The organism is Methylobacterium sp. 391_Methyba4, assembly GCF_029691625.1.
GTDB classification, from domain to species: Bacteria; Pseudomonadota; Alphaproteobacteria; order Rhizobiales; family Beijerinckiaceae; genus Methylobacterium; species Methylobacterium fujisawaense.
Genome location: NZ_CP121475.1, coordinates 4,736,535 through 4,759,030, shown reverse-complemented (window position 1 = coordinate 4,759,030; position 22,496 = coordinate 4,736,535). Strand labels below are relative to the sequence as shown.

26 protein-coding genes are annotated in these 22,496 nt (G+C 71.3%); 12 read left to right on the top strand and 14 right to left on the bottom strand.

Annotation, left to right across the window (positions count from 1 at the left end):
* Positions 1 to 46 precede the first annotated feature (46 nt).
* Positions 47 to 655: an NnrU family protein gene (locus P9K36_RS22355; protein WP_053609130.1), complete on the bottom strand. Its 609-nt coding sequence runs from the start codon at positions 653 to 655 to the stop codon at positions 47 to 49.
* A 369-nt stretch (positions 656 to 1,024) separates the two neighbouring features.
* Between P9K36_RS22355 and P9K36_RS22350 the strand changes: the two genes are divergently transcribed.
* Both P9K36_RS22350 and P9K36_RS22345 read left to right on the top strand, forming a co-directional pair.
* Positions 1,025 to 2,191 (top strand): hypothetical protein, encoded by a 1,167-nt coding sequence (locus P9K36_RS22350; RefSeq protein WP_347568043.1) that lies wholly within the window; start codon positions 1,025 to 1,027, stop codon positions 2,189 to 2,191.
* Positions 2,192 to 2,244: 53 nt separating this feature from the next.
* Entirely contained in the window at positions 2,245 to 2,871 is a 627-nt protein-coding gene (locus P9K36_RS22345) for an MSMEG_1061 family FMN-dependent PPOX-type flavoprotein (RefSeq protein ID WP_278306017.1), read from the top strand.
* On the opposite strand, the gene P9K36_RS22340 is transcribed toward P9K36_RS22345, so the two are convergent.
* On the bottom strand, positions 2,865 to 3,077 hold the full coding sequence (locus P9K36_RS22340; protein WP_043357763.1) for a hypothetical protein: 213 nt from the start codon (positions 3,075 to 3,077) through the stop codon (positions 2,865 to 2,867). The two genes, P9K36_RS22345 and P9K36_RS22340, sit on opposite strands and share 7 nt — an antisense overlap.
* 136 nt (positions 3,078 to 3,213) lie before the next feature.
* Here P9K36_RS22340 and P9K36_RS22335 point away from each other — a divergent pair, with 136 nt between their 5' ends.
* The 3 genes from P9K36_RS22335 to P9K36_RS22325 all read left to right on the top strand — a co-directional run bounded on the left by P9K36_RS22335 (position 3,214) and on the right by P9K36_RS22325 (position 4,675).
* Positions 3,214 to 3,510, top strand: a complete 297-nt coding sequence (locus P9K36_RS22335; protein ID WP_278306016.1) for a hypothetical protein — start codon at positions 3,214 to 3,216, stop codon at positions 3,508 to 3,510.
* A 60-nt stretch (positions 3,511 to 3,570) separates the two neighbouring features.
* Positions 3,571 to 3,831, top strand: coding sequence for a hypothetical protein (locus P9K36_RS22330; RefSeq protein ID WP_043357761.1), 261 nt, complete (start codon positions 3,571 to 3,573; stop codon positions 3,829 to 3,831).
* Positions 3,832 to 3,913: 82 nt separating this feature from the next.
* The gene (locus P9K36_RS22325; RefSeq protein ID WP_043759151.1) at positions 3,914 to 4,675 is read left to right on the top strand and encodes a transglycosylase SLT domain-containing protein; all 762 of its coding nucleotides are present in this window, start codon (positions 3,914 to 3,916) and stop codon (positions 4,673 to 4,675) included.
* Between the two features lie 6 nt (positions 4,676 to 4,681).
* Here P9K36_RS22325 and P9K36_RS22320 read toward each other — a convergent pair whose 3' ends face one another.
* The 9 genes from P9K36_RS22320 to P9K36_RS22280 all read right to left on the bottom strand — a co-directional run bounded on the left by P9K36_RS22320 (position 4,682) and on the right by P9K36_RS22280 (position 13,401).
* Entirely contained in the window at positions 4,682 to 5,338 is a 657-nt protein-coding gene (locus tag P9K36_RS22320; RefSeq protein ID WP_278306015.1) for an SOS response-associated peptidase, read from the bottom strand.
* 115 nt (positions 5,339 to 5,453) lie between these two features.
* Complete coding sequence (locus P9K36_RS22315) at positions 5,454 to 6,629, bottom strand: zinc-dependent alcohol dehydrogenase (protein ID WP_182593183.1); 1,176 nt, start codon at positions 6,627 to 6,629, stop codon at positions 5,454 to 5,456.
* 293 nt (positions 6,630 to 6,922) lie between these two features.
* Positions 6,923 to 8,164 carry a cytochrome P450 gene (locus P9K36_RS22310; protein WP_278306014.1) on the bottom strand — a complete coding sequence of 414 codons (1,242 nt, stop codon included), beginning with the start codon at positions 8,162 to 8,164 and terminating at the stop codon, positions 6,923 to 6,925.
* Complete coding sequence (locus P9K36_RS22305; protein WP_278306013.1) at positions 8,157 to 9,482, bottom strand: FAD-dependent oxidoreductase; 1,326 nt, start codon at positions 9,480 to 9,482, stop codon at positions 8,157 to 8,159. The genes P9K36_RS22310 and P9K36_RS22305 overlap by 8 nt, the downstream gene beginning before the upstream one ends.
* Entirely contained in the window at positions 9,479 to 9,718 is a 240-nt protein-coding gene (locus P9K36_RS22300) for a ferredoxin (protein WP_043385300.1), read from the bottom strand. Before P9K36_RS22300 ends, P9K36_RS22305 begins: the two co-directional genes overlap by 4 nt.
* Positions 9,715 to 11,025, bottom strand: a complete 1,311-nt coding sequence (locus P9K36_RS22295) for a glycosyltransferase (protein ID WP_278306012.1) — start codon at positions 11,023 to 11,025, stop codon at positions 9,715 to 9,717. Before P9K36_RS22295 ends, P9K36_RS22300 begins: the two co-directional genes overlap by 4 nt.
* A gap of 289 nt (positions 11,026 to 11,314) precedes the next feature.
* Positions 11,315 to 11,947: a TPM domain-containing protein gene (locus tag P9K36_RS22290; RefSeq protein WP_278306011.1), complete on the bottom strand. Its 633-nt coding sequence runs from the start codon at positions 11,945 to 11,947 to the stop codon at positions 11,315 to 11,317.
* On the bottom strand, positions 11,937 to 12,719 hold the full coding sequence (locus P9K36_RS22285) for a TPM domain-containing protein (protein ID WP_251982339.1): 783 nt from the start codon (positions 12,717 to 12,719) through the stop codon (positions 11,937 to 11,939). The genes P9K36_RS22290 and P9K36_RS22285 overlap by 11 nt, the downstream gene beginning before the upstream one ends.
* A 46-nt stretch (positions 12,720 to 12,765) precedes the next feature.
* The gene (locus P9K36_RS22280; RefSeq protein ID WP_043352562.1) at positions 12,766 to 13,401 is read right to left on the bottom strand and encodes a LemA family protein; all 636 of its coding nucleotides are present in this window, start codon (positions 13,399 to 13,401) and stop codon (positions 12,766 to 12,768) included.
* Positions 13,402 to 13,628: 227 nt separating this feature from the next.
* Between P9K36_RS22280 and P9K36_RS22275 the strand changes: the two genes are divergently transcribed.
* From P9K36_RS22275 to P9K36_RS22255, 5 genes are all read left to right on the top strand, one after another.
* Positions 13,629 to 14,003, top strand: coding sequence for a hypothetical protein (locus tag P9K36_RS22275; protein ID WP_274926739.1), 375 nt, complete (start codon positions 13,629 to 13,631; stop codon positions 14,001 to 14,003).
* Between the two features lie 27 nt (positions 14,004 to 14,030).
* Positions 14,031 to 14,951 carry a LysR substrate-binding domain-containing protein gene (locus P9K36_RS22270; RefSeq protein ID WP_278306010.1) on the top strand — a complete coding sequence of 307 codons (921 nt, stop codon included), beginning with the start codon at positions 14,031 to 14,033 and terminating at the stop codon, positions 14,949 to 14,951.
* Positions 14,952 to 15,051: 100 nt separating this feature from the next.
* Positions 15,052 to 16,245, top strand: a complete 1,194-nt coding sequence (locus P9K36_RS22265; protein ID WP_043352553.1) for a CaiB/BaiF CoA-transferase family protein — start codon at positions 15,052 to 15,054, stop codon at positions 16,243 to 16,245.
* On the top strand, positions 16,242 to 17,168 hold the full coding sequence (locus P9K36_RS22260; RefSeq protein WP_043352552.1) for a hydroxymethylglutaryl-CoA lyase: 927 nt from the start codon (positions 16,242 to 16,244) through the stop codon (positions 17,166 to 17,168). Before P9K36_RS22265 ends, P9K36_RS22260 begins: the two co-directional genes overlap by 4 nt.
* Positions 17,169 to 17,450: 282 nt before the next feature.
* Positions 17,451 to 18,779 carry an MFS transporter gene (locus P9K36_RS22255; protein ID WP_278306009.1) on the top strand — a complete coding sequence of 443 codons (1,329 nt, stop codon included), beginning with the start codon at positions 17,451 to 17,453 and terminating at the stop codon, positions 18,777 to 18,779.
* Positions 18,780 to 18,811: 32 nt separating this feature from the next.
* Here the strand turns inward: P9K36_RS22255 and P9K36_RS22250 are convergent, their stop codons facing one another.
* Both P9K36_RS22250 and P9K36_RS22245 read right to left on the bottom strand, forming a co-directional pair.
* The gene (locus P9K36_RS22250; RefSeq protein WP_278306008.1) at positions 18,812 to 19,159 is read right to left on the bottom strand and encodes a helix-turn-helix domain-containing protein; all 348 of its coding nucleotides are present in this window, start codon (positions 19,157 to 19,159) and stop codon (positions 18,812 to 18,814) included.
* A 35-nt stretch (positions 19,160 to 19,194) separates the two neighbouring features.
* Entirely contained in the window at positions 19,195 to 19,470 is a 276-nt protein-coding gene (locus tag P9K36_RS22245; protein ID WP_278306007.1) for a hypothetical protein, read from the bottom strand.
* Between the two features lie 483 nt (positions 19,471 to 19,953).
* Between P9K36_RS22245 and P9K36_RS22240 the strand changes: the two genes are divergently transcribed.
* Positions 19,954 to 20,328, top strand: coding sequence for a MucR family transcriptional regulator (locus P9K36_RS22240; RefSeq protein WP_278306006.1), 375 nt, complete (start codon positions 19,954 to 19,956; stop codon positions 20,326 to 20,328).
* Between the two features lie 3 nt (positions 20,329 to 20,331).
* Complete coding sequence (locus tag P9K36_RS22235) at positions 20,332 to 20,580, top strand: hypothetical protein (RefSeq protein WP_043385309.1); 249 nt, start codon at positions 20,332 to 20,334, stop codon at positions 20,578 to 20,580.
* A 79-nt stretch (positions 20,581 to 20,659) separates the two neighbouring features.
* Here P9K36_RS22235 and P9K36_RS22230 read toward each other — a convergent pair whose 3' ends face one another.
* Positions 20,660 to 22,288 carry an inorganic phosphate transporter gene (locus P9K36_RS22230; protein ID WP_278306005.1) on the bottom strand — a complete coding sequence of 543 codons (1,629 nt, stop codon included), beginning with the start codon at positions 22,286 to 22,288 and terminating at the stop codon, positions 20,660 to 20,662.
* Positions 22,289 to 22,496: the final 208 nt, after the last annotated feature.

Here is a 22,496-nt window from a genome sequence, read left to right as displayed (position 1 = left end):
GCCCCGCGCCTAACACACGGGCGCGGGGTTGGCGACAGGCAGTGTCTCAGGCGGCGCCCGGCCAGACCGGCACGCCGATCACCGGATAGTGCAAATAGCGGGCGAAAACGAACCACGCGGCCGTCCCGATCACCAGAGCCAGGATGTCGTTGCGCCAGCCCTGCGGGGCCACCGCCGGCCCGCCATGCTGAGCCGCGACCGCCCCCGGGGCGAGAGCCCGGCGCTTGGCGCTGATCCGCGCCGCCACCGCCCAGGCGAGGAAGCCGCCGAACAGCAGCATCGAGCCGAGATCGCCGTTGGCCAGGAGGTGCGCGGTGGCCCAGATCTTCACGGCGAGCAGCATCGGGTGCTTGGCCTTGGCGCGGATATGGCCCGGCAGGTAGGCGGCGGCGAGGCACACGAAGGCGAGCCAGACCAGCGTCAGGGCGAGGTGGCGCGTCCAGACCGGCGGATCCCAGACCGGGATGTAGCCGGCGAGGCGGTAATCGTGGAAGCCGATGCCGATCAGCACCAGCCCGAGCAGCGACAGGGCGATGTAGCCGAGCTTGTAGCGGCCCTCGCCGATCCGGTCGACGATCGCGGCGCGCCGGGTGCGGGCCATCGAGAAGGCATGCGTGCCGAGAAACAGCACCAGCCCGAGGATCAGGAGAACCATAGGAGACTTTCAGTCGGGCCGCACGGCCGGCGGCAAGCACTCTGTAATGGTTCTCAAGCGAATCTCCGCCTGTTTGTCCAGGCGCGGCCGGGACGCAGCCGGATGGCGACTATGGGCTGGGCGGATCGGGTGTCCGGGATGCGACGCGGCGGTACCACGCTGCGATCGCGCGGGTTTGAGCAGCCGGCGCCGCGCAGTCTCCCTCCCTCCTCTGCGGGGGAGGGCGTCACGGTTGTCAGCCCGGGTCGGGCGAGGGGAGCCCCGTTTCCGGAGGGACCGCCACCTGCGCTGAAGTCCGCACCGTCGCGCCGCCGCGCTCCCCGCCCGCTTCACAGAAAACCCTCCCCCGCAGAAGGGTGTGGGAGGGCGGTGCGCCTTGGGCGCGTGGCGCTGCTGGTCCTGATCCCCTTCGCAACCCCCGCCTCCGCCGATCCCCCGCTCTCGGCCCTGACCCTGGTCGGGCCGCCGACGGAGATCTTCAAGGCCGGCCGCGATGCCTGCGACGGCGCCGACGTCCCCGACGCGCCGGCCCGCGCCTTCCGCGACGCCGCGGGCGCGGTGGCGCTCTACGGGATGCATTACCGCAACCGGGCGCTGCGCGGCCCGGATCTCGGCCAGCTCAAGCTCGACTGCACGGTGGTGCTCGATTCGGGTGAGAAATCCGATCCTGCGGCCTACGACGACCGCTCCTGGATCACCGCCACCTGGACCGAGGACGGCGCCCGCGTGGCCGCACTCCTCCACCACGAGTACCAAGCCAACGAGCATCCGGGCCGCTGTCCGGCGGCCACCTACATGGCCTGCTGGTACAACACGATCACGGCCGCCACCTCGACGGATGGCGGCCGCAGCTTCAAGCGGCAGAGTCCGCCCGTGGTGGTCGCCGGAGCCCCGTTCCGGCAGGAGATCGACCAGGGCCGCCACCGCGGGTTCTTCAATCCGTCGAACATCGTCGCGGACGGGAGATGGCGGTACTTCCTCGCCTCGACCACCGGCTGGATCCGGCCCGGCAGCGACCAGGAATCCGGGATCTGCCTGTTCCGCAGCGACGATCCGGCCGATCCGACGCGCTGGCGCGCCTGGACCGGAACCGGTTTCACCGCCGCCTTCCCGGACCCCTACCGCGCCGCCCGCCCGAACACGGCGACCTGCCGGCCGGTCGGGCCGTTCCCGGGCCCGGTCGGAGCCGTCGTCCGGCACCGCGGCTCGGGCGCCTGGATCGCCGTGTTCATGGCCAAGGCGGCCGAGGGTTACCCGCAATCCGGCTTCTACTGGACCACCTCCCGCGACCTGATCACCTGGGACAGCCCGCGCCTGCTCCTCGCGGGCGCAACCCTCTACGACGACCCGTGCGCGGCCACGGCGCCGCTCATCGCCTATCCGTCGCTGCTCGATCCGGACGCGCGGGGCCGCAATTTCGACGATGTCGGAGACCGGGCGCTGCTCACTTACGCGCGCCTGCGCACGGAGGGCTGCACGATCACCTCCGACCGGGACCTGCTGCGCCGCCCGGTGGCGATCCACGTCTGGCCCTGATCGCGCTTGACCGGGATGCGGCCGCCGCGCCACTCAGGGCCTGAGAGGTTCGCATGGACGCGCAAGCCGATACGCCGATTCGCGATGCCGCCGCGCTGCGCGGGCAGTTCGGGCCCGTCGGACCGCTCGCCGCCCGCAAGGTGCTGGACCACATCGACGATTACGGCCGCCGCTTCATCGCGCTGGCGCCGTTCCTGGTGGTGGCGAGCGCGGACAAGGCCGGCCAGGTCGACGCCAGTCCCCGGGGCGATGCGCCGGGCTTCGTCGCCGTGGCGGATTCCCGGACCCTGGTGATCCCGGACCGGCGCGGCAACAACCGCATCGACACGTTCCTCAATCTGCTCGAGAGCCCGGGCGTCGGACTGATCTTCCTCGTGCCGGGGATCGACGAGACCTTCCGGGTGAACGGGACCGCCGCGCTGACGCAGGACGCCGCGCTGCTCGAGCCCATGCGCGCCCAGGGCAAGGTGCCGGCCGCGGGGCTCGTCGTGCAGGTGCGCGAGGCGTTCTTCCATTGCGGCAAGGCGATGATCCGCTCCGGGCTCTGGGATCCGGCGCGCCATGTCGCGCGCGACACCTTCCCGAGCCTGGGACGCATCCTGTCCGATCAGACCGCGGCCGCCGACGTGGCGGAGGCCGAGGCCACCATCGCCGACGCCTACCGGACGCGGCTCTACTGACCGGATTGGCCGAGCGCTCGTGCGTCGGATGCGACGGAGCGCACCGGCTGGCCGATCCGCTGGCAGACCACCGTGCCGAGGGTCACGCTCAGCATCAGGGCGGTGCCCGAGAGCAGCATCGTGGTTGCCCGGGCATAGGCACGGCCGACATGGATCAGCAGGCAGCCGGATGCGAAGATCGCGAAGGCCGGGAGCAGATGCTGCACGGGCGACGTCCTCTCTGGCTGCGGACGGACTGTCCGGGGTGCGGGGACCGAGGACCATCGTCAGCGCGCGGCGTGAAAACGCGGTTAATGTCGCGTATAGCTGTCGTCGGAGTGGACCGGCCGGAGAGGATCCCGCATGCCGCATTCGAGGGTTCCGGAGGCCGAGATCGGGACGGTCGGGACGGCGTCGGCCGACGCCCGCGACACGGCGCTTCTGGGCGCGGGTGCCATCGGCGCCGGGACGGTCGGGGCGTCAGCGCTGGGTGCGCTGGCCCTCGGGGCCGCGGCGCTCGGCGTCGTCGCGGTGGGCGCCTTCGTGATCGGACGCCTTTCGGTGGGGCGGGCCCGGGTCGGCTCCCTGGAGATCGGCGCGCTGGAGATCGACACGCTCACGGTGCGGTCTCTGCGGATGCCCGACCGGGATCCGGGTTGAGGCACGGTATGAGTCTCCGGGCGGCCCATCGGCGCCGCGCGGATAGCGAGGAGGGGAGCGATGACCGATCGGAAGCCGCCCTTTCGGCCCGCGGATGCGGTCGATGTCCTCGGTGAGGTCGAGGGTGATTTCGTCCTGCCGCTCTGCCTGCCGGGATCCAACCTGCTGATCGGCGAGGATCTCGCCATGCTGGTCCTCAGCACGATCCACGGGCAGCGGGTCGGCCTGCCGCTCAGCCCCCAGGGCGTGGCCGACCTTCACACGGTCCTGGGCGAGGCCCTGCGGCTGCTGCAGGCGCGCGAGCGCGGGCCGGTGCAGTAGCTTCGGCCCGTCGCCGGGGCGGCGAAAGGCTTCGTTGAGGCGGCCGGGATAGACAGGTCCCGGACCCTCTCCGTGGCGGCCGATGCGCGCTCCGTTGCTTCTCCTGCTGCTGACCTGCGCGGCTCCCGCGCAGGCCCGGCCCGCGACCTTTCTGGCGGTGCATGCGCTCGGCATGGCGTCCCTGCCGCCGGTTCCCCCGGTTGCCGCGCCGGCGCCGGCCGTCGCCGATGCGCGAGCCCGCTTCCTGCCGCTCATCGCCCGCGAGGCCGCCGGCACCGGCCTGCCGCTCGCGGTCGCCGACGCCGTCGCGCGGATCGAGAGCGGCTACGATCCCACCGTGGTCGGCAGCGTCGGCGAGGTCGGTCTGATGCAGGTCCGGCCCACCACCGCGGCGATGCTCGGCTTCCGGGGCACCGTCGCCGAGCTGGCGGCCCCGGAGATCAACGTTCGCTACGGCGTACGCTATCTCGCCGAAGCCTGGCGCCGGGCCGACGGCGACCTCTGCCGCGCCCTGATGAAGTACCGGGCGGGACACGGGTCGGAGGTGATCTCGCCCCTGTCGCAGCTCTACTGCGCCCGCGCCCAGGCGATCCTGGCCGATCCCGAAGCGCGCCTCGTCCGGGCAAGCGCCCGCCCGGCCGTCCCGTTCCGCCTCGCCGACAAGCAGGGGCGCCCCGTCCACCGGACGCGCGCGGTCGCCGAGCCGACGCCGCCGCTCTCGTTCTGGGAGGCGCACCGCGCACGGATCGCCCGGCTCAACGCCGCCGTGCTGGCGCGCTGGCGGGCCCGCGGCGTGACGGCCGCCCCCACAGGCCATCCCTCCGGCGAGCCGGCGGGCGGGTAGGGCGGATCAGTCCTCGGCCCCGTCCGACCGCGCCCCCCGGGCGACCTCGCGCATGGCGGCATCCGGCAACGGGCGCTGGAGCCGGAGCGCCTCCGCGGTGGGCGCCTTGAGCCAGGTCGCCCATTCCTCCGGTTGCGTGAGCAGCACCGGCATCGCCTTGGGATGGACCGGCCCGACGACGCCGTTCGCCTCCGTGGTCAGGAAGGCGAACAGCCGGTGCTCCGCGGCGACCCGGTCCGGGTTCTCGCGCTTCGTCCCCCGCACGCCCGTCCAGGGCCGCCAGATCCCCGCGAAGGCGAAGAGCGGCCGATCCTCGTCGAGGGCGAACCAGACCGGCGTCTTGCGCGGCTTGGTGTCGGCGTACTCGCTGAAGGCGGTGACCGGCACGAGGCAGCGATGGGCGACCCCGAGCCAGGGTCGCCAGTGCGGGCTCGCGACGTTGCGCACGTTGGTGATCGGATGCTCGCCGAACGCCTTCGGCCCCGGCATGCCCCAGCGCATCATCGCGAGGTCCCGTCCGGCGGTGCCGTTCAGGACCACCGGCGCCAGCTGGTCGGGAAAGATAGCCGGCAACGGCGGAAGGTTTCCGGTGCGGTCCTCCGCGATCGCGAAGGCCCGGCGCAGATCCGCGGGGCCGGTCCGCAGGCTGTAGAGGTTGCACATGGGCGTCCCGGACGGTTGTTGGGCACGGCGCCGGCTCTACACGCTTCCGGGATGCCGCGCCCAGCCGGGCCTACTTGGATACGCCCCAGCCGATCGGCGGCCGGAGCGCGCCGCCTCAGTTCAGGTGGAACACCACCTTCACGCAGCCGTCCTTCTTGTCGCGGAAGGCCTTGTAGAGGTCCGGCCCGTCCGCGAGGTCGTGCGAACGGTGGGTGATCAGGGAGGTCATGTCGATCTTGCCCTCTTGGATCAGCTTGGTCAGCGGCTCGAGATAGCGCTTCACATGGGTCTGGCCGCTCTTGAGGGTCAGGCCCTTCTGGACGATTGAGCCCATATTGACCGGGATCGGTCCGCCATAGACGCCGGGCACCGAGACGATCCCACAGGGCCGGACCGCCTTGATGGCTTCGGCGAGCGCGTAGGGCCGCTCGGTGGCGGTCAGCTTCTCCTGGACGGCGGAGAGCACGCCGGTGAGGCCGCCATGGCCGGCACTCGCCTCCATGCCGACGCAGTCGATCACGCCGTCGGCACCCTGGCCCTTGGTGATCTCCTTGATTCGCTCGAACACGTCCTCGTTCATGAAGTCGATGATGTCGGTGGCGCCGGCCTTCCGGGCGAGGGCGATGCGCTCGGGCACGGTCTCGATGGCGATGATCCGCTCGGCCCCCATGATCTTCGCCGACTGGATCGCGAAGATGCCGACCGGGCCGGCGCCCCAGACCGCGATCGTCTCGCCGCCCTGGATCTCGCAATGCTCCGCGCCCTGCCAGCCGGTGGGCAGGATGTCGGTGAGGAACAGGACGGATTCGTCGTCCATGCCCTCCGGCACCTTCATGGGCGCGACGTCGGCCATCGGCACACGGACATACTCGGCCTGGCCACCGGCATAGCCGCCGGTCAGGTGCGAGTATCCGAACAGGCCGGCCGTCGTGTAGCCGAACTGCGCGGCCGCCATCTCGGCGTTGCGGTTTGAGCGCTCGCAGACCGAGTAATTGCCGAGCTTGCACTGGCGGCATGCGCCGCAGTTGATGTTGAAGGGCACGACGATCCGATCGCCCTTTTTGAACTTGGTGAAGCCGGTCCCGACCTCCACGACCTCGCCCATGAATTCGTGGCCGAGGACGTCGCCGCTCTTCATGGTCGGCATCTGGCCGTCCATCAGGTGCAGGTCCGAGCCGCAGATCGCGCAGCTCGTGACCTTGATGATCACGTCGCGGGAATCCTCGATGACCGGGTCCGGGACCGTGTCGCAGCGGATATCGTTGCGGCCGTGCCAGCACAGTGCCTTCATCGCGAGGATCTCCGGAGACTTTCGGGAATGCGGCCGGCTCGGCCGCCTTCCGGGTAAAGCCGTCGGCGGTACGGCCAAGTTCCCCGGGATCGCGTTTGGGAATCGCCTCGCCGACAGCCGAACCCTCGGGCCGCCAGCCGCAGCGTTGTGGCCATGACAGGTTCAGGGCCGTCGATCTCAGGCTGGGCGGGGCTGCTGGACCGGCTCAGGACGAGAGGTTTACAAATGTTTCACGTGAAACAGCGGTGTTCACCGCCCTTTTACGGTCCGGGACGGTGCCAGGTCTGCCTGCCTCAGGCGATCCCGTCGATGCCGATGGGGAGCTGCTCCGGACCGCGCAGGGACGCGCCCGGGCGATAGGGGGGCGGATCCTGCGGCAGACGCGGGGCGATCAGGCGGCGGCTCAGCGCCACCAGGGCGATCTCGGCCTCGATCCGCGCCAGAGGCGCGCCGACGCAATAATGCAGGCCGCCGCCGAAGCCGAAATGCTCGATATCGGACCGGTCCGGATCGAAGCGGTCGGGGGCGTCGAACCGGGCCGGATCGCGGTTCGCGGCGGCGAAGAGCAGGATGACGGGCGCGCCCTTCGGGATCGTCTCGCCGGCCACCGTGATCGCGCCGAGGGCCTTGCGGGTCCGGAAATGCACCGGCGGTTCGTAGCGCAGAACCTCCTCGATCAGGCGGGGGGCACGTTCGGGATCGGCGCGGAGCCGCTCCAGCTGCTGGGGATGCCGGAGCAGGGTCAGCATGGCGTTGGTGATGAGGTTCACGGTGGTTTCGTGGCCTGCCACCAGCAGAAGGACCGCCGTCGACAGGAGATCGAAATCGCTCAGCTGCTTGCGGCCGTCCGGACCGGGCGCGGCCAGACCGCTCAGCATGTCGTCGGTCGGGCGCCGCCGTTTCTCGCGGATGAGGTCGCGCATATAGGCGGCGATCTCGTCGAAGGCCCCGACGATCTTGCGGCGGGTCGCGTCGTCGTGGCGCGCGTCCGGCTCCACCGCGGTGGCGAGCTGCGTCGCCCAGGCCTGGAACCGCGGCTCGTCCTCGCGCGGAACGCCGAGCAATTCGCAGATCACCGTCACCGGCAGGGGATAGGAGAGATCGCTGACGAGGCAGACCTCCCGGCGTCCCCGACATGTATCGATCAGGGCGTCCACCTCGCGGGCGATCCTTGGCCGCAGGGCCTGCACGCGCGCGATCGAGAATTCCCGCATGACGAGGCTGCGCAGCCGGTCATGGTCCGGCGGGTCGCGGAAGATGAACGGTCGGTGCGTGGCGCTGATGCGGTTCTTGATCGGATTGAGGATCAGGTCCTTGAGCGGGTTGCCGGTGCGCGGACGCCGGGGCGGCGGCAGATCCTCGGAACTGAGCCGCGGATCGAACAGCAATCCGCGGATCGCCGCGTGCGTGGAGACGACGTAGCTGCCGTCGCGTTGGCGGGAGACCGGCCGCTGCCGCAACCGGGCATAGAGCGGGTACGGATCGGCTCGGTTTGCCGGATCCATCACGGCGGCGAACAATGCGTCGTCAGACATCGACGGTCTCGGTGGATGGGCGCGCCGGGGCGGCTTGGCGCGGAGACGGGAAGCCCGGGGCGGCGGTCTGAACGCGCGGCTGGTCGGTGGCGTCGATGATCGGCGGGAAGGCGGCGCCGGCCGTGATCGCCTCCGCGTAGGCGGGCAGCCAGCGGGCCTGATCGAACGAGACGGCCGCGATGCTGCGCCCGGCCCGGCCGTACACGGCGAGAAAGCGCCGGGAGGACCGAGACCCCTGCACCACCGCGACGGAATCGGCGCCCTCGGGAAGCCCGATCACCTTGATGTTGATCCCGAACTGGCTCGACCAGAAGGCCGGCAGGTGCGCGTAGGGGCGCTGGTCGCCGGGGCCGGCCAGCATGTTGCGCGCGGCGTGGGCCGCCTGCTCGACGGCGTTGCCCCAGTGCTCCACCGCGATCAGGCGATCGCCGTAGAGCGGGATCGGCCACCGGGCGACGTCGCCAGCGGCGTAGATGTCCGGGCAGGGCGCCCCGTCGGCGTCGAGGACCCGGCAGGCCGCGTCGCAGGTCACCCCGCCGGCATCCGCCTTCAGGCCCGCGCCCCGCAGCCAGCCTGTCGCCCGGGTCGCCCCCAGGGCCGCGATGACGAGGTTGGTCTCGATCGTGCTGCCGTCGGCCAGTCGGGCCCGTGCCACATGCCCCGCCGCATCGCCCTCGAAGGCGTGCACCATCGTGTTGGGCCGGAACGCCGCGCCGGCGTCGCGCAGGCACGACGCGATCACCCCGCCGACGAAGCTTCCCAGGCCTCGAGCCAGGGGCGCCGGATTCGGATCCACGAGGGTCACGGGCATGCCGAGATCGCGCAGGCACGACGCCGCCTCGCAGCCGATCAAGCCGCCGCCCACGATGAGCACTTGGCGCGGGCGCGAAACCAGGGCCTCCCGGAGAGCCGCGGCATCGTCGCGCCCACGCAGGGTGAAGAGACCGGCGAGCCCGCCGCCGGTCTCGGCCGGCCAGGGCCGGGCCTCGGCGCCGGTGGCGATGAGGAGGGCCTCGTAGGCCAGGACCGACCCGTCGGCGAGCCGAAGGGTGCGGGCCGCCCGATCGAGGGAAATGGCCGGGCTTCCGAGGCGCCAGCGGGCGTGGAGGTCGGTCAGTTCCGGCAGCCGGGTGGCGTCGGCGGCGAGTTCCCCGGCGAGCACGTGCTTCGACAGGGGCGGGCGGTCGTAGGGGCGGTGCGGCTCGGCGCCGACCAGGGTGAGCGGGCCGTCATGGCCGCCCCGCCGCAGCGCCTCGGCGCCGCGCAGACCGGCGAGGGATGCCCCGACCACGACGATGCCGGCGGGTTCGGGGGTCACGGGGCGTCTCCGTCATCGGGGCCGGCCTGGAGGCTGATGGCGCGGACCGGGCAGGCCTCGACGGCCCGCTCGACGGCGCCGCGCCGGTCGGCCGGCGGCGCAGGATCGTAGAACAGAATCTCATGGCCGCGGATGGCGAAGGCCTCCGGTGCGGCGTAGCAGCACTGGGCGTAGCCCTGGCAGCGGTTGAGGTCGACGACGACCCGGAGCGCCCCGGCGCCGGCGGCCGGCTTCATGCCGACCTCGCGAGACGGCCTGCGCCGCCGGCACCTGACCGTGCGAGGTCGTCCACCGCCGTCAGGATGGAGGCCATGGCGTCCCGGGCCGCGAAGGCGTCCCGCAGCGCCCCGGCGCGCGTCCGGAAGCCGGGCTCGTCGAGCACGCGCCCCACCGCGGCGCCGATGGCCTCCGGGCTCGGTGCGTTGGTCCCGAGGTTGATCCCGACGCCGGACCAGCCGATGCGCGCGTTCACCTCGGCCTTGTCCTCGGTCAGGCCGGCCGACACGATCGGCACGCCGGCGGCGAGGGCCTGCGAGACGCTCCCATAGCCGCCGTTGGTGACGAGCACGCTCACCCGCGGCAGCAAGTCCCGGAACGGCAGGAAGCACGACACCCGGGCGTTGGCCGGGACCGGACCCGTCAGCGCGTCCACGGGACGGCCGCCGGTGGTGGCCAGGACCAGCAGATCGTCCCGGTCGGCCAGGGCCGAGAGGGTCGGCTCGACCAGCTCGCCGAAATCGGCGTTGGCCAGCGTCCCCTGGGTGACCAGCACGACGGGCCGGCCCGCCGCGTTCGCCTGTTCCAGCTCGGGCCACCAGTCCGGAAGCGGCGCGGGCGGCGTCGGCGGCTGGAGCAGGCCGATGAAGCGGAGGCCGGAGGGCAGGGTGCCGTAATCGTACTCGAAGCCCGGCACGGTCGGCTGCAGGAACAGGTCCGGCAGGATCACGATGGAATGCGGCAGCGAGGCCGGCAGCGGCGGCAGGCCGAGCCGCGCGAGCGTCGCGTCGGTATAGGCCCGCACCGGGTTGACGAAGGCCGCGTCCATGCCGGCCTTGAGGGTGGCATAGCGGACCAAATCGTCCCGGTCGCGGGCCGGGGGCAGGCCGAGGCCCACGGGCGCGTGGTCGGGCCGGTCGAGGAACAGGAAGCTGACGTTGACGGTCACGATGGGCGGCCGCGGCGCGGTATCGAGGAGCAGCGGCAGCACCCCGAGGAACATGCTGCCGGCCAGGATCACGTCGGGGGCCTCGGCGGCGATCAGCGCCCGCAGGGCGGCGGCCTGGACCGGCATGGGATCCACGAAGCGGCGCTCGAATTCCCGGCGGTAGCGCTCCGGGCCGGCGGGCAGTTCGGTCTCGCGGTACGCGGCCGCATGATGGTCTGCGTAGGGCGTGAACCGCAGACCCGCCGCCTCCACCTTCGGCCGGAAGGCCGGGTCGGTGAGAACGAGGATGTCGTCCCCCCGGGCGGCAGCCGTCCGCCCGATGGCGAGGAGCGGGTTCACGTGGCCGGTGAGCGGCGTCGCGGCGATCAGGATCTTCATCACGGCCTCTTCGAGCGCAGCCGGTCGAGCCGGCGGCGCTTCGGATCAGGGTGCCGGCGCCTTCATGCGCAGCGGCCCCGTGGCCCCCGACGCGCCGGACTCACAGGGGGAATCGCAGCCGGGCCTGCGCAGTTACACAACCGGAGGGTGCTTCGTGCGGCACCGCACCATCGCACCCGGCCGAACAACCGCGCAAGATCCGAATGTCGGATGCCACGAGGCGCGCGCGGCCTGTCCATGGCAGGGGCGCACCGGCCGTGGCGGCCGTCCTCGGCGGACCGGAAAGCCGTCAGTCGACCACGACCACCCGGTTCGGCAACTCGTCCGGGTCGCCCGGCTCCGCGGGGAGATGTTCCGCCAGGCAGGCGCCGACACGCTCGACCGCCGCCGTCAGGCCATCCTCGACGGCGCCGCGACCGAGGGCCGGGACCAGCTCGGCGAGGATCCCGTCCCAGGCGGTGGGCGGGATCTCCCGGAGGACGCCGAGATCGGTGACGATCTCCGCGTGCCGCTCGGCGAGCGACAGGTAGAGCAGTACGCCGGTGCGGCGGCGCGTCAGGCTCAGGCCCCGGGACCAGAAGGCCCGGCGGGCGGCCTCCCGGGCGCGGGCCCGGCGCAGCTGGCGCGGCACGAGGGCCATGCGCAGCCGCTCGTTCTGGCTTGCGACGAGGATCGCGGCCACGAGGGCCGCCTGCGCCAGCAGGATCGACGCGGCGCTCCAGGCCGTCAGGGCGATCAGCGGCCAGGGCAGGAGCAGCGCCGCCGCCAGGGTCGCGAGCAGGATCACGGAGCGATAGGCGCCGGCGCGCCGGCTGACCATCACGACGATCTCGCCGGATGTCCCGGCTTCCGCCCGGGCCACCGCGCGGGCGAGTCGCGCCCGCGCCTCCAGCGTCAGAACATCCGCGCGTCTACCAGTCACCGGAGGCTCCTCCGCCGCCCGACGAGCCGCCGCCGCCGGAAAAACCACCGTCGAAGCCCCCCGACGATCCGCTGTCCGAGAAGCCGCCGCCCCATCCGCCCGAGCCGGGGCCCGGCAGGATGACGAGGCCGCCGCCCCGCCCCATCCTTCCGCTCCGGCTCATGCGCCAAGCGACGAAGAGCACGATCAGGAACAGGGCGATGAAGACCGCGACCTGGGCGGGATCGACCTCGTCGGCCCGCACCTGCGGCTTGCGTTGCCATTCCTGCGCGTCGCCCGACAGGATCGACAGGATGCCGTCGACGCCGGCATTGAGGCCGCCGAAATAATCGCCGGTCTTGAAGCGCGGGGTGATGGCGCTGGCGATGATGACCTTGGACAGGGCGTCGGTCAGCGCCCCCTCCAGGCCGTAGCCGACCTCGATCCGGACCTTCCGCTCGCTCGGCGCCACGAGCAGCAGGACGCCGTTGTTGGTCTTGGCCTGCCCGAGCTTCCAGTCCCGGAACAGGCGGTTGGCGTAATCCTCGACGGTCGTGCCCTGCAGGTTCGGAACCGTTGCAACGACCACTTGGTCCGAGGTCTTGTCCTCGTGCGCCTTCAGCTTGGCGTCGAGCGTGCCGCGCTGCTCCGGGGTGAGGATGCCGGCCGCGTCGACCACGCGGCCGGTCAGCGCCGGGAAGGTCAGCTCGGCCGCCCACGCCCCGATCGCGGAGACCGTCAGGCAGGCTGCCAGGACGGCGAGCGACAGGGCGAGGCGCGCCCGGACGGGCATGGTCCGACCCATGGTCCGCCCCATGGTCCGCCCCCGGTGCCGCACCCTAGAACTTCACGTTCGGCGGCCGGTCGGCGTTCGGCGTCGCCGTGAAGGTCTCCATCGGCTTGGCGTCGGGATACAGGATCGCCGCGATCCAGCGGCCCGGGATCGTGCGCACCTCGGTGTTGTAGGCCTGGACGGCGGTGATGTAGTCGCGCCGCGCCACCGCGATGCGGTTCTCCGTGCCCTCGAGCTGGGATTGCAGGGCGAGGAAGTTCTGGTTCGACTTGAGGTCGGGATACTTCTCCACCGTCACCAGCAGGCGGCCGAGCGCCCCAGAGAGCTGGTTCTGGGCGTCCTGATACTCCTTGAACTTCTGAGGATCGCTGACCGTGGAGGCGTCGACCTTCACGCTGGAGGCCTTGGCGCGGGCCTCGGTGACCCCGATCAGCACGTCCTTCTCCTGCTGGGCGTAGCCCTTCACGGTCTCGACGAGGTTGGGGATCAGGTCGGCCCGGCGCTGGTACTGGTTCTGCACCTCGCTCCAGGCGGATTTGGCCTGCTCCTGCAGCGTCGGCACCCGGTTGACGGCCCCGCAGCCGGAGAGGCCCGCGGCCACCAGGATCACCGAGAGCACGCCGAAAAGGCGCGCCGCAGGCGATGTCCGGCGCCCCGCACCGGCCGTCAGCGTCGTTCCCATATCGTCCCCCATCTGCCGGCCGAGACTCGGCCGCTTGATCACGAACACGAGAGATAAGCGCCGGAACCGCCAAGGTAAGGTCCCCGCGTCCTCGGCCTTGTAGGATTGTGGTGTTGCCCGGTAAGGGCGTCGGCAACGGACCGGGTCGGCGCACGTTCGGACCCTCGGGTCGATCATTGGGTCGATCATCGGGTGGACCCATCGGCGCGGCGCCGCGGAGACCGGGAATGGATGCAGCACTCGCCGATCACGTCCGGGCCGCCAGCGCCGCCGCGCGGCGCCACGCCCTGGCGTACCGGCCGCCCTCCGGCAAGGACGCGCTGCCCTGGTCGATCATCGAGGCGTTCGACGCCCGGGTCCGCGGCCACCTCGCCCGCGACCCGCGGATCGAGGACGAACGCGACCGGGTCCTGATCGCCGCGGTGAAGCTTGCCGAGACGCCGGTCGAGGAGGGCGAGGAGAGCATCGCCGAGGCGCGCGCCCATCTCGTCGATGCGATCGACTACCTGGAACAGGCGGTGCTGCGGCTCGGTCTCGTCAACCGGGAGGGGGCCAAGGCCGGTCTCGGCACCTACGGCCAGCCGGTCGGATCCCGCGACTGACGGCACGCCTGACCGAGCCGTCACCGGATGTCCGCCGACCTGCCCGCGGCCGCAACCCTCAGCCGCCTCGACCTGAAGACCCTCCGGCTGTTCGCGGCCATCTGCGCAGAGGGGACGCTGAACGGCGCGGCCCGCCGGGCGGCGATCGCGCCCTCGGCGGTGAGCAAGCGCCTCGCCGAGCTGGAGCACGCGCTGGGCTGCACCCTGCTCACCCGCGAGCCGCGCGGCATGCGGCTCACGCCGGCGGGCGAGACCCTGCTGCACCACACCCGCCGGATGCTGGCGAGCGCCGAGCAGATCGCCCTGGAACTCGCCGAGCACGCCCGGGGCGTGCGCGGCTTCGTGCGGGTGCTCGCCAACCTCTCGGCCATCGTGGAATTCCTGCCCGAGGACCTGCAGGCCTTCCTGGCGGCGCAGGCCGGGATCCGGGTCGACCTCGAGGAGCGCCCGAGCGGTGGCGTCGTGGCCGGCGTCGAGGAGGGACTCGCCGATCTCGGCCTCTGTGCCGACAACACCGACACCCGCAGCCTCACCGCCTACCCGTACCGGAGCGACCGCCTCGTCCTGGTGATGCCCGTCGGGCATCCGTTGAGCCGCCGCAGCGCCGTCGCCCTGGCCGATACCCTCGACTACGACCATGTCGGGCTGCACGCGGAGAGTTCGATCTACGCCGCCCTGCGCGACGAGGCCCGGCGCCTCGGCCGGCCCCTGCGTCTGCGCATGCACGTCCCGAGCTTCGACGCCATCTGCCGGATGGCGCAGGTCGGCCTGGGTCTCGGGACCGTCCCAGAACATGTCTACGCCCTGCTCGGACCGCCGATGCGGCTCGCCGCGGTGCCGCTCACCGATCCCTGGGCGGCGCGCACGCTGCGCCTCGTGGTCCGGCCCGGACCGGTATCCCCGGCGGCGACGCTCCTCTTGGACCATCTCCGGGCCGCCGGGCGCTGAGTCTGCGTTCTCCGCTCGCGAACGCACGATGATGCATGGCGTTTGGACTTCGCGGCGGGAACGGCCGTATTTTCAAGGCAACCAAAGATGGAGGAAAGCCGTGTCCGGTCCGCTCAGCGGTATCCGCGTTCTCGAGCTTGGTCAGCTGATCGCCGCGCCCTTCGCCACGCGGCTGATGGCCGAATTCGGCGCGGAGGTCATCAAGGTCGAACCCCCGGGTGAGGGTGATCCCCTCCGGAAGTGGCGCAAGATGCACGAGGGCACCTCGCTCTGGTGGTACCTGCAGTCGCGCAACAAGAAGTCGATCGCGGTCAATCTGAAGTCTCCGGACGGTCTCGACATCGTCAAGCAGCTCGCCAAGAGCGCCGATGTCGTGGTCGAGAACTTTCGGCCCGGCGGTCTGGAAAAGCTCGGGCTGGGCTGGGACGTGCTCTCAGCGCTCAACCCCAACCTCGTGATGGTCCGCATCTCGGGCTACGGCCAGACCGGGCCCTACCGCGACCGGCCCGGCTTCGGCGCCATCGGCGAGTCGATGGGCGGCATCCGCTTCACCACCGGTAGCCCGGAGGCTCCGCCGGCGCGGGTCGGCGTCAGCATCGGCGACACCCTGGCCTCGCTCCACGGCGTCATCGGCGCGCTGATGGCTCTGCTGCGGGTCAAGACCGGACAGGGCGCGGGCCAGGTCATCGACGTCTCGCTCGTCGAGAGCGTGTTCAACGTGATGGAGAGCCTCGTTCCCGAATACGACCTGCTGGGCGAGGTCCGCACCCGCACCGGCGGCGCCCTGCCGGGCATCACCCCGTCGAACACCTATCCGACGCGGGACGGCGGCTACGTGGTCATCGCCGGCAACAGCGACCCGATCTTCCGCCGCCTGATGACGGCGATCGGCCGGCCCGACCTCGCCGACGACCCGGCGCTCCGCAACAACGAGGGCCGCTCGCAGCAATCCGCGATGCTCGACGGCACCATCGCCGACTGGTCGAAGACCAAGACCGTCGAGGAGGCGCTCGCCGTCCTCGACGCCGCCGACGTGCCGGCCGGCCGGATCTACTCGGTGGCCGACATCGTGGCCGATCCGCACTACCAGGCGCGCGACATGATCCTGCAGGCGGAACTGCCCGGCGGGACCGCGGTGAAGATGCCCGGCATCGTGCCGAAGCTCTCCGACACGCCCGGCGAGGTCCGCTGGCAGGGGCCGGCGCTGGGCGCCCACACCGATTCCGTGCTCGCCGAGCTCGGTCTCGACCCGGCGCGCATCGCCGCGCTGCGCGAGAAGGGAGCCGTGGCATGAGCGGCGACACGCTGATCGTCCAGGAGGTCGCCACCCGCGACGGCTTCCAGATCGAGCCGGTCTTCGTGCCGACGGCGGAAAAGATCCGCCTGATCGACGCCCTGGCGGCGGCCGGCTTCAGCCGGATCGAGGTCTCGTCCTTCGTCTCGCCCAAGGCGGTGCCGGCGCTCGCCGACGCAGCCGAGGTCTTTTCCGGGATTCGGCGCCGGCCCGGGACCGTTTACGTCGCCCTGGTGCCGAACCCGAAGGGCGCCGAGCGGGCGCTCGCCGCCAAGGTCGACGAGATCAACCTCGTCGCCTCCGTGAGCGAGACCCACAATCGCGCCAACATGGGCATGAGCCCGGCCGACTCGATCGCCGGCTTCGCCCGGATCATGGATTCGGTGCGCGGCGCCCCGGTCAGCACCAACGCCACGGTGGCGACCGCCTTCGGCTGCCCGTTCGAGGGCGACCAGCCGGTCGACAAGGTCGTCGCGCAAGTGGAGCGCTACCTGTCCCTCGGCATCGACGGGGTGACGCTGGCCGACACCACCGGCATGGCCAATCCCCGGCAGGTGGGCCGCCTCGTCGCGCGGGTCCTGCCGCTGGTCGGCCCCGGGCGCCTGACGCTCCATTTCCACAACACCCGCGGCCTCGGCCTCGCCAACGTGCTGGCTGCCTACGACGCGGGCGCCCGCCGCTTCGACGCGGCGCTCGGGGGCCTCGGCGGCTGCCCGTTCGCGCCCGGCGCCACCGGCAACATCTGCACCGAGGACCTCGTCAGCATGGCCCACGAGATGGGCGTGCCGACGGGCCTCGACCTTCCGGCGCTGATCGGCCTGTCGCGGGATCTGCCCCGCCTCGTCGGCCACGACGTGCCCGGCCAGGTCGCCAAGGCTGGACGCCCCTGCGATCTCCACCCGGCGCCGGCCAAGGCCGCCTGAGAGTGCGTTGACCCTGCGGCCGCGATCCCGCGCCACGCGAGGGAGATCCTGGTCGCGCCCTCATCCTGAGGTGCCGGAGCACAGCGGAGGCCTCGAAGGAGGTCTTCAGGCATCGCGCTTCGGACTCGAGGGCTCCTTCGAGACGGCTTCGCCGCACCTCAGGATGAGGGCGCGGGTTGGAGGAGCCCAGTCGAACAGGCTCTGAGCTCACCCGGGGCAAGCCGCCCGTCCGAAGGCGGCGCCCCCCACCACGTGTCCGAAAACAACAACACGGAGGAAACCATGACCGCAGCCCTGTCGGGTTCGCCGGCCGCCGTCGAGGCCGGTGCGGTGACGGAGACGAGCGTCGTCCGCAAGGTCGCGTGGCGGCTCATGCCGCTGATCATGATCTGCTACATGTTCGCGTTCTTCGACCGCATCAACATCAGCTTCGCCAAGTTCCAGCTCCAGAGCGACCTCGGCTTCAGCAACGTCGCCTACGGGCTCGGTGCGAGCATGTTCGTCGTCGGCTACGTGATCTTCGAGGTGCCCTCGAACCTGATGCTGTACCGGGTCGGGGCGCGCCGCTGGATCGCCCGGATCATGATCTCCTGGGGCATCGCCACCGCGCTGATGATCTTCATCCGCAGCGAGTGGCACTTCTACGCCCTGCGCTTCGTGATCGGCGCCATGGAGGCGGGTTTCGCGCCGGGCATCCTCTACTACCTGACCCTGTGGTTCCCGGCCTCGCATCGCGGGCGGATCACCAGCTTCATGTTCGTGGCCTCGGCCTTCTCGGGCATCTTCGGCGCGCCGGTGGCGGGCCTCATCCTCGGCGGCCTCAACGGCGTCGGCGGCCTTGCCGGCTGGCAATGGCTGTTCCTGGCGGGCGGCCTGCCCTGCCTCGTCCTCGGCCTGCTCGTGCTGACGCGCCTCGACGACCGGATCGCCGACGCCCGCTGGCTCTCGGAGCCCGAGAAGGCGCTCCTGTCCAGCCGCATCGCCCACCACAACCGCGAGATCGGCGACCATTCGCTCCTCGGGGCGATCCGGCAGCCGGGCTTCCTGATGATCGCGCTGATCTACTTCCTGCTCCAGATCGGCTCGTATGGCCTCAACTTCTGGGGGCCGGACCTGATCAAGACCGCGAGCGGCGGCCAGGCGGCCTCGGTGGGCTTCCTCACGGCGATTCCCTACATCTGCGGCGCGATCAGCATGGTCGTGATCGGGCGTCTCTCCGACGCCTCTGGCGAGCGGCCGAAATTCGTCGCGGGCCTCGCCATCACGGCGGCGCTCGGCTTCTTCGGCGCCGGCCTGTTCGACAAGCACATCGTGCCGCTGATGTTCGCCCTGGCCCTGCTGGGCGCCGGCATCGTCGCCTCGATCCCGACCTTCTGGACGCTGCCGGCCAAGCTCGTCACCGGCGTCGGCGCGGCGGGCGGGATCGCGCTGATCAACACGCTGGGCCAGTTCGGCGGCATCGTCAGCCCGGTGATGGTCGGCTGGGTGAAGGACCTGACCGGCTCGACGACGCCGGCCCTGTACGGCATCGGGGTGCTCTGCCTCGTCGCCGCCGGGCTCGCGCTCTTCGCCATGCCGGCGAGCCTGCGCCGGAGCGACAAGGCGCCCTGATCCGGCCGCATCGGGCGTCCCGGGCCGACGGGCTACGGGACGCCCACCAGGGCCGCCTGCCGATACGCGCGGGGCGCTGCCTCGTAGCGCCCCTTGAAGCGGCGGGCGAAGTGGGCTTGGCCGGCGAAGCCGCAGCCATAGGCGAGCAGGCCGATCGACAGGTGCGCGCAGGCCGGATCGGCCAGCCGCCGGGCGGCGGTTTTCAGATGGGCCTCGGCGCGCTGGACCACGACGCTGCCGTTGACGGGCTGGGGCACCTCCCGGGCCAGCCGCTTCGAGAGACCGGCGATGATCAAGTCGATGCCGATCTCCGTCATGCGCGCGGCTGCGGCTGCCCCGAGACGGTCGCGGATACGGATCAGCTCGCTGAAGACGCTCATTGCCAGGCTTGCGGATGCGCGATCGGTGCCGACGGTCAGGGCCGTGTAGAGCCGGGCCGGTCCGAGCCGCGCTTCAGACGGTCGCGCGGCACATCCAGGATCCGGCGACTGTCCGTCTCCGTCATCACCACCAGCGGCTGACGATCGACCACGACGAGGGAACCGACCTCCGCGCGTTCCCGCTTGGCCGCAAAGGGCTCTGCTCGGAGCGTCGGAAGCTCGACCGTCATGAGGGGGGCGGAGATGATCTCCCGCCGCCGTCGGACGCTGTCCTGCGGTGGAAGACCGACGGTTGAGAACAGAGTCTGCACGGATCGATCCCCGCGACGCCGGGATGGGGGCAGAGAGCGGTCGGCTGCGGGACGTCGTCGGGCGGAGCAGATCCCGCACGGCCGTGCCCGGACCCGGCAGACGGCACCGGTGAACCGTCCCGGGCTGGAGCCCGACAGGCGGCTGCCGACGCCGAAAACGGGTTCGGATGCCGATCTTCGCGGCCGAAAACAGTGAATGCCGCGGTAACCAATTCGAGGATCGGTCGCCCTGCGCGACGGATCAAAAAACCTCGCGCTCACGGACAAACCCCGGCCCGCTCATATTGTATATTATCTGCAACCTCAAGAATTGGTGCGATATCAACTTGAGGTAGCAATTCTCCGGCCTTCGATCCGGCACCCTGATCCGCGTCCGCGGTCCCGGTTCACCCCGACCTGCAGTCGTGGATCAGGCGCATGGTGCCGGGCCTTTCAATGGTGATGTCTCCTATGGATAACCTCAGCGCAGCCCGTTCAACGTTCATGTTGGAGAAGGTCGGCGCCATCGTCGCCGCCTACGTCTCGCGCAACGCGATCGACGTCGGGGCCCTGCCGGCTCTCATCGACCAAGTGCATTCGGCGATCGCAGTCCTCCGCCGCGACCCGTCGGGTTCGAGGGCAGGCGGCCTGAGCCAGGAGCAGGTCGACGCCTCGATCCAGGAAGCGGGCCTGATCAGCTTCATCGACGGCCGCGCCTACCAGACCCTGAAGCGCCACCTGACCGCCCACGGCCTCACGCCCGAGCGCTACCGGGCCAAGTACGGCCTGCCGGCCGATTACCCGATGGTCGCCCCGGGCTATGCGGCCCGGCGTTCCGAGATCGCCCGGGCGATCCAGCTCGGCCACAAGGCGGGGTGAGTGATGGTGCCCGCCTCGTCCCCGGGTCCCGCCCGGACCCACAAGCCTCCCCCCGGGGCGGCCTCGAAGGATGCGCTGTACCGCATCGCCGGGATTCTCGACGTGCCGGTGGCGAGCTTCTTCCCGGATGCCGACCGGCCCGACGCGGCCATCGCCCAGGCGGCCGACCTCGTCTCGGCGTTCGTGGCGATCGAGAATCCGGCCGCGCGCCGGACCTGCCTGGCCTTCGTGCGGGCGATGGCGGGTTCCTGAGGGGGCCGACGGAAGCCGGAGACCGGGCTGCTCCCCATGGGATGACGCCCGGTCTCCGGCCAGCCGGCCAGACGCCGGATCAGAACATGTGGCGCAGGAGGTAGAACAGCACGGCCGCGAGGGTGATCGCCGCCGGCAGGGTCAGGATCCAGGCGAGTGCCATGTTGCGCACGGTGGCCATCTGCAGGCCCGAGCCGTTGGCCGCCATCGTCCCGGCGACACCGGATGACAGGATGTGGGTGGTCGAGACCGGCAGGCCGTAGAGTTCGGCCAGCCCGATCGTGCCGGCCGCGACGATCTCCGCCGAGGCACCCTGCGCGTAGGTCAGGTGGGTCTTGCCGATCTTCTCGCCCACCGTGACGACGATGCGTTTCCAGCCGACCATGGTGCCGAGGCCGAGGGCGAGGGCGACGCAGACCTTGACCCAGCCCGGGATGTAGCGCGTGCCGTCGTTGAGCAGGCCCGCGTAGCGCTTGAGGGTCGCCTTGTCGGCCTCCGAGAGATCGGCCCCGGAGCCCGGCAGCACGCGCACCGCGTCGGCGGCGAGGTACATGTCGCTGCGCAGGTTCTGGGTCTGGGCGGCCGGCACCGTGCGGATCGCGCCGTAATTCTTCACGCTGGCGGCAATGTCGTTCGCGAGCGCCGCCAGCGCGGCGTAGACGGGCGGCGCGTTCAGGTCCTTCGTCTTCAGCGCTTCCGTCACGGTCCGGCGCGCGGCGGCGGCGTCCGGCACCTCCGCGCCGGGCGCCTGGGCGGAGAACACCGCGCCCGCCGCCGTCGAAGCCTGCACGAAGGCGGGCGTCGTGTCGTCCGCCATGGTGCGGTTGAGCGCGTAGGCGGTGGGGGCGGCGCCGATCAGGATCAGCATGATCAGGCCCATGCCCTTCTGCCCGTCGTTGCCACCGTGGAAGAACGAGACCAGCGTGCAGGTGAGGATCAGCAGGCCGCGGATCCACAGGGGCGGCGGCGCTTCGCCCTTCGGCGCCGCGTAGAGGTCCTTGCGGCGCACCGCGAATTTCAGGGCGAGCAGCAGCAGCGCCGCCAGCACGAAGCCGCAGACCGGCGAGAACAGCAGCGCCTTGAAGACGTTGAGGGCCTGGCTCCAGTCGACGCCCGCGGTGCCGTCGCCGCCGTTCATCAGCTGATTGGCGAGGCCGACGCCGAGCACCGAGCCGATCAGCGCGTGGGACGAGGAATTGGGCAGCCCGAACGCCCAGGTTCCGAGGTTCCAGAGGATCGCCGCCAGCAGCAGCGCGAAGATCATCGCGTAGCCCGCATGCGAGCCGACATTGAGGATCAGTTCCACCGGCAGCAGCGTCACGATGGCGTAGGCCACGGCGCCCGAGGAGAGCATCACGCCGAGGAAGTTGAAGACGCCCGACCAGATCACCGCGACGAGCGGCGGCATCGAGTGGGTGTAGATCACCGTGGCGACCGCATTGGCGGTGTCGTGGAAGCCGTTCACGAACTCGAAGGCGAGGGCGATCAGCAAGGCGAGGCCGAGCAGCGCGAAGGCGCCGTAGGCGAGGGGCGCCTCGCCGACGGCGTTCATGTCCGCGATCAGGCTCACCACCGCGTAGCCGAGGCCCGCCACCAGCACGAGGAGGAAGGCGACCACCCCGCCGAGATGCAGTCCGTGGTCGAGGCGCGGGGCCCCTACCTGCCGGCCTGCGACCGCCCCCGACGGCGCCACGGCGGAATCGGACATGAACCCTCGCGCGGAATCATTCGTGATGGTGAGCCGGGATTAAAATGTGCCCGTGACGGTCGGGTGACGTCGATCCCGCGTCCAGCCTCGCGCAACGGCATCCGGCCGAAGCGATTTGCGGGATTTCGTCCCGTCCCCAGTGTCCGGGCCGTCCCAGTGTTCGGGCCGCCGAGGATGGGCGGTCTGTGCCAGGCCCGTTGCGATGACG

Excerpts from the sequence above, each read along its gene's own strand:
- P9K36_RS22280 (WP_043352562.1), bottom strand. The coding sequence starts at position 13,401 with ATGGGAACGACGCTGACGGCCGGTGCGGGGCGCCGGACATCGCCTGCG.
- P9K36_RS22270 (WP_278306010.1), top strand. The coding sequence starts at position 14,031 with ATGTCCGCCGACCTGCCCGCGGCCGCAACCCTCAGCCGCCTCGACCTG.
- P9K36_RS22230 (WP_278306005.1), bottom strand. The coding sequence starts at position 22,288 with ATGTCCGATTCCGCCGTGGCGCCGTCGGGGGCGGTCGCAGGCCGGCAG.
- P9K36_RS22325 (WP_043759151.1), top strand. The coding sequence starts at position 3,914 with ATGCGCGCTCCGTTGCTTCTCCTGCTGCTGACCTGCGCGGCTCCCGCG.
- P9K36_RS22275 (WP_274926739.1), top strand. The coding sequence starts at position 13,629 with ATGGATGCAGCACTCGCCGATCACGTCCGGGCCGCCAGCGCCGCCGCG.
- P9K36_RS22255 (WP_278306009.1), top strand. The coding sequence starts at position 17,451 with ATGACCGCAGCCCTGTCGGGTTCGCCGGCCGCCGTCGAGGCCGGTGCG.
- P9K36_RS22345 (WP_278306017.1), top strand. The coding sequence starts at position 2,245 with ATGGACGCGCAAGCCGATACGCCGATTCGCGATGCCGCCGCGCTGCGC.
- P9K36_RS22330 (WP_043357761.1), top strand. The coding sequence starts at position 3,571 with ATGACCGATCGGAAGCCGCCCTTTCGGCCCGCGGATGCGGTCGATGTC.
- P9K36_RS22310 (WP_278306014.1), bottom strand. The coding sequence starts at position 8,164 with ATGTCTGACGACGCATTGTTCGCCGCCGTGATGGATCCGGCAAACCGA.
- P9K36_RS22295 (WP_278306012.1), bottom strand. The coding sequence starts at position 11,025 with ATGAAGATCCTGATCGCCGCGACGCCGCTCACCGGCCACGTGAACCCG.
- P9K36_RS22315 (WP_182593183.1), bottom strand. The coding sequence starts at position 6,629 with ATGAAGGCACTGTGCTGGCACGGCCGCAACGATATCCGCTGCGACACG.
- P9K36_RS22250 (WP_278306008.1), bottom strand. The coding sequence starts at position 19,159 with ATGAGCGTCTTCAGCGAGCTGATCCGTATCCGCGACCGTCTCGGGGCA.
- P9K36_RS22240 (WP_278306006.1), top strand. The coding sequence starts at position 19,954 with ATGTTGGAGAAGGTCGGCGCCATCGTCGCCGCCTACGTCTCGCGCAAC.
- P9K36_RS22260 (WP_043352552.1), top strand. The coding sequence starts at position 16,242 with ATGAGCGGCGACACGCTGATCGTCCAGGAGGTCGCCACCCGCGACGGC.
- P9K36_RS22300 (WP_043385300.1), bottom strand. The coding sequence starts at position 9,718 with ATGAAGCCGGCCGCCGGCGCCGGGGCGCTCCGGGTCGTCGTCGACCTC.
- P9K36_RS22235 (WP_043385309.1), top strand. The coding sequence starts at position 20,332 with ATGGTGCCCGCCTCGTCCCCGGGTCCCGCCCGGACCCACAAGCCTCCC.
- P9K36_RS22285 (WP_251982339.1), bottom strand. The coding sequence starts at position 12,719 with ATGCCCGTCCGGGCGCGCCTCGCCCTGTCGCTCGCCGTCCTGGCAGCC.
- P9K36_RS22320 (WP_278306015.1), bottom strand. The coding sequence starts at position 5,338 with ATGTGCAACCTCTACAGCCTGCGGACCGGCCCCGCGGATCTGCGCCGG.
- P9K36_RS22355 (WP_053609130.1), bottom strand. The coding sequence starts at position 655 with ATGGTTCTCCTGATCCTCGGGCTGGTGCTGTTTCTCGGCACGCATGCC.
- P9K36_RS22335 (WP_278306016.1), top strand. The coding sequence starts at position 3,214 with ATGCCGCATTCGAGGGTTCCGGAGGCCGAGATCGGGACGGTCGGGACG.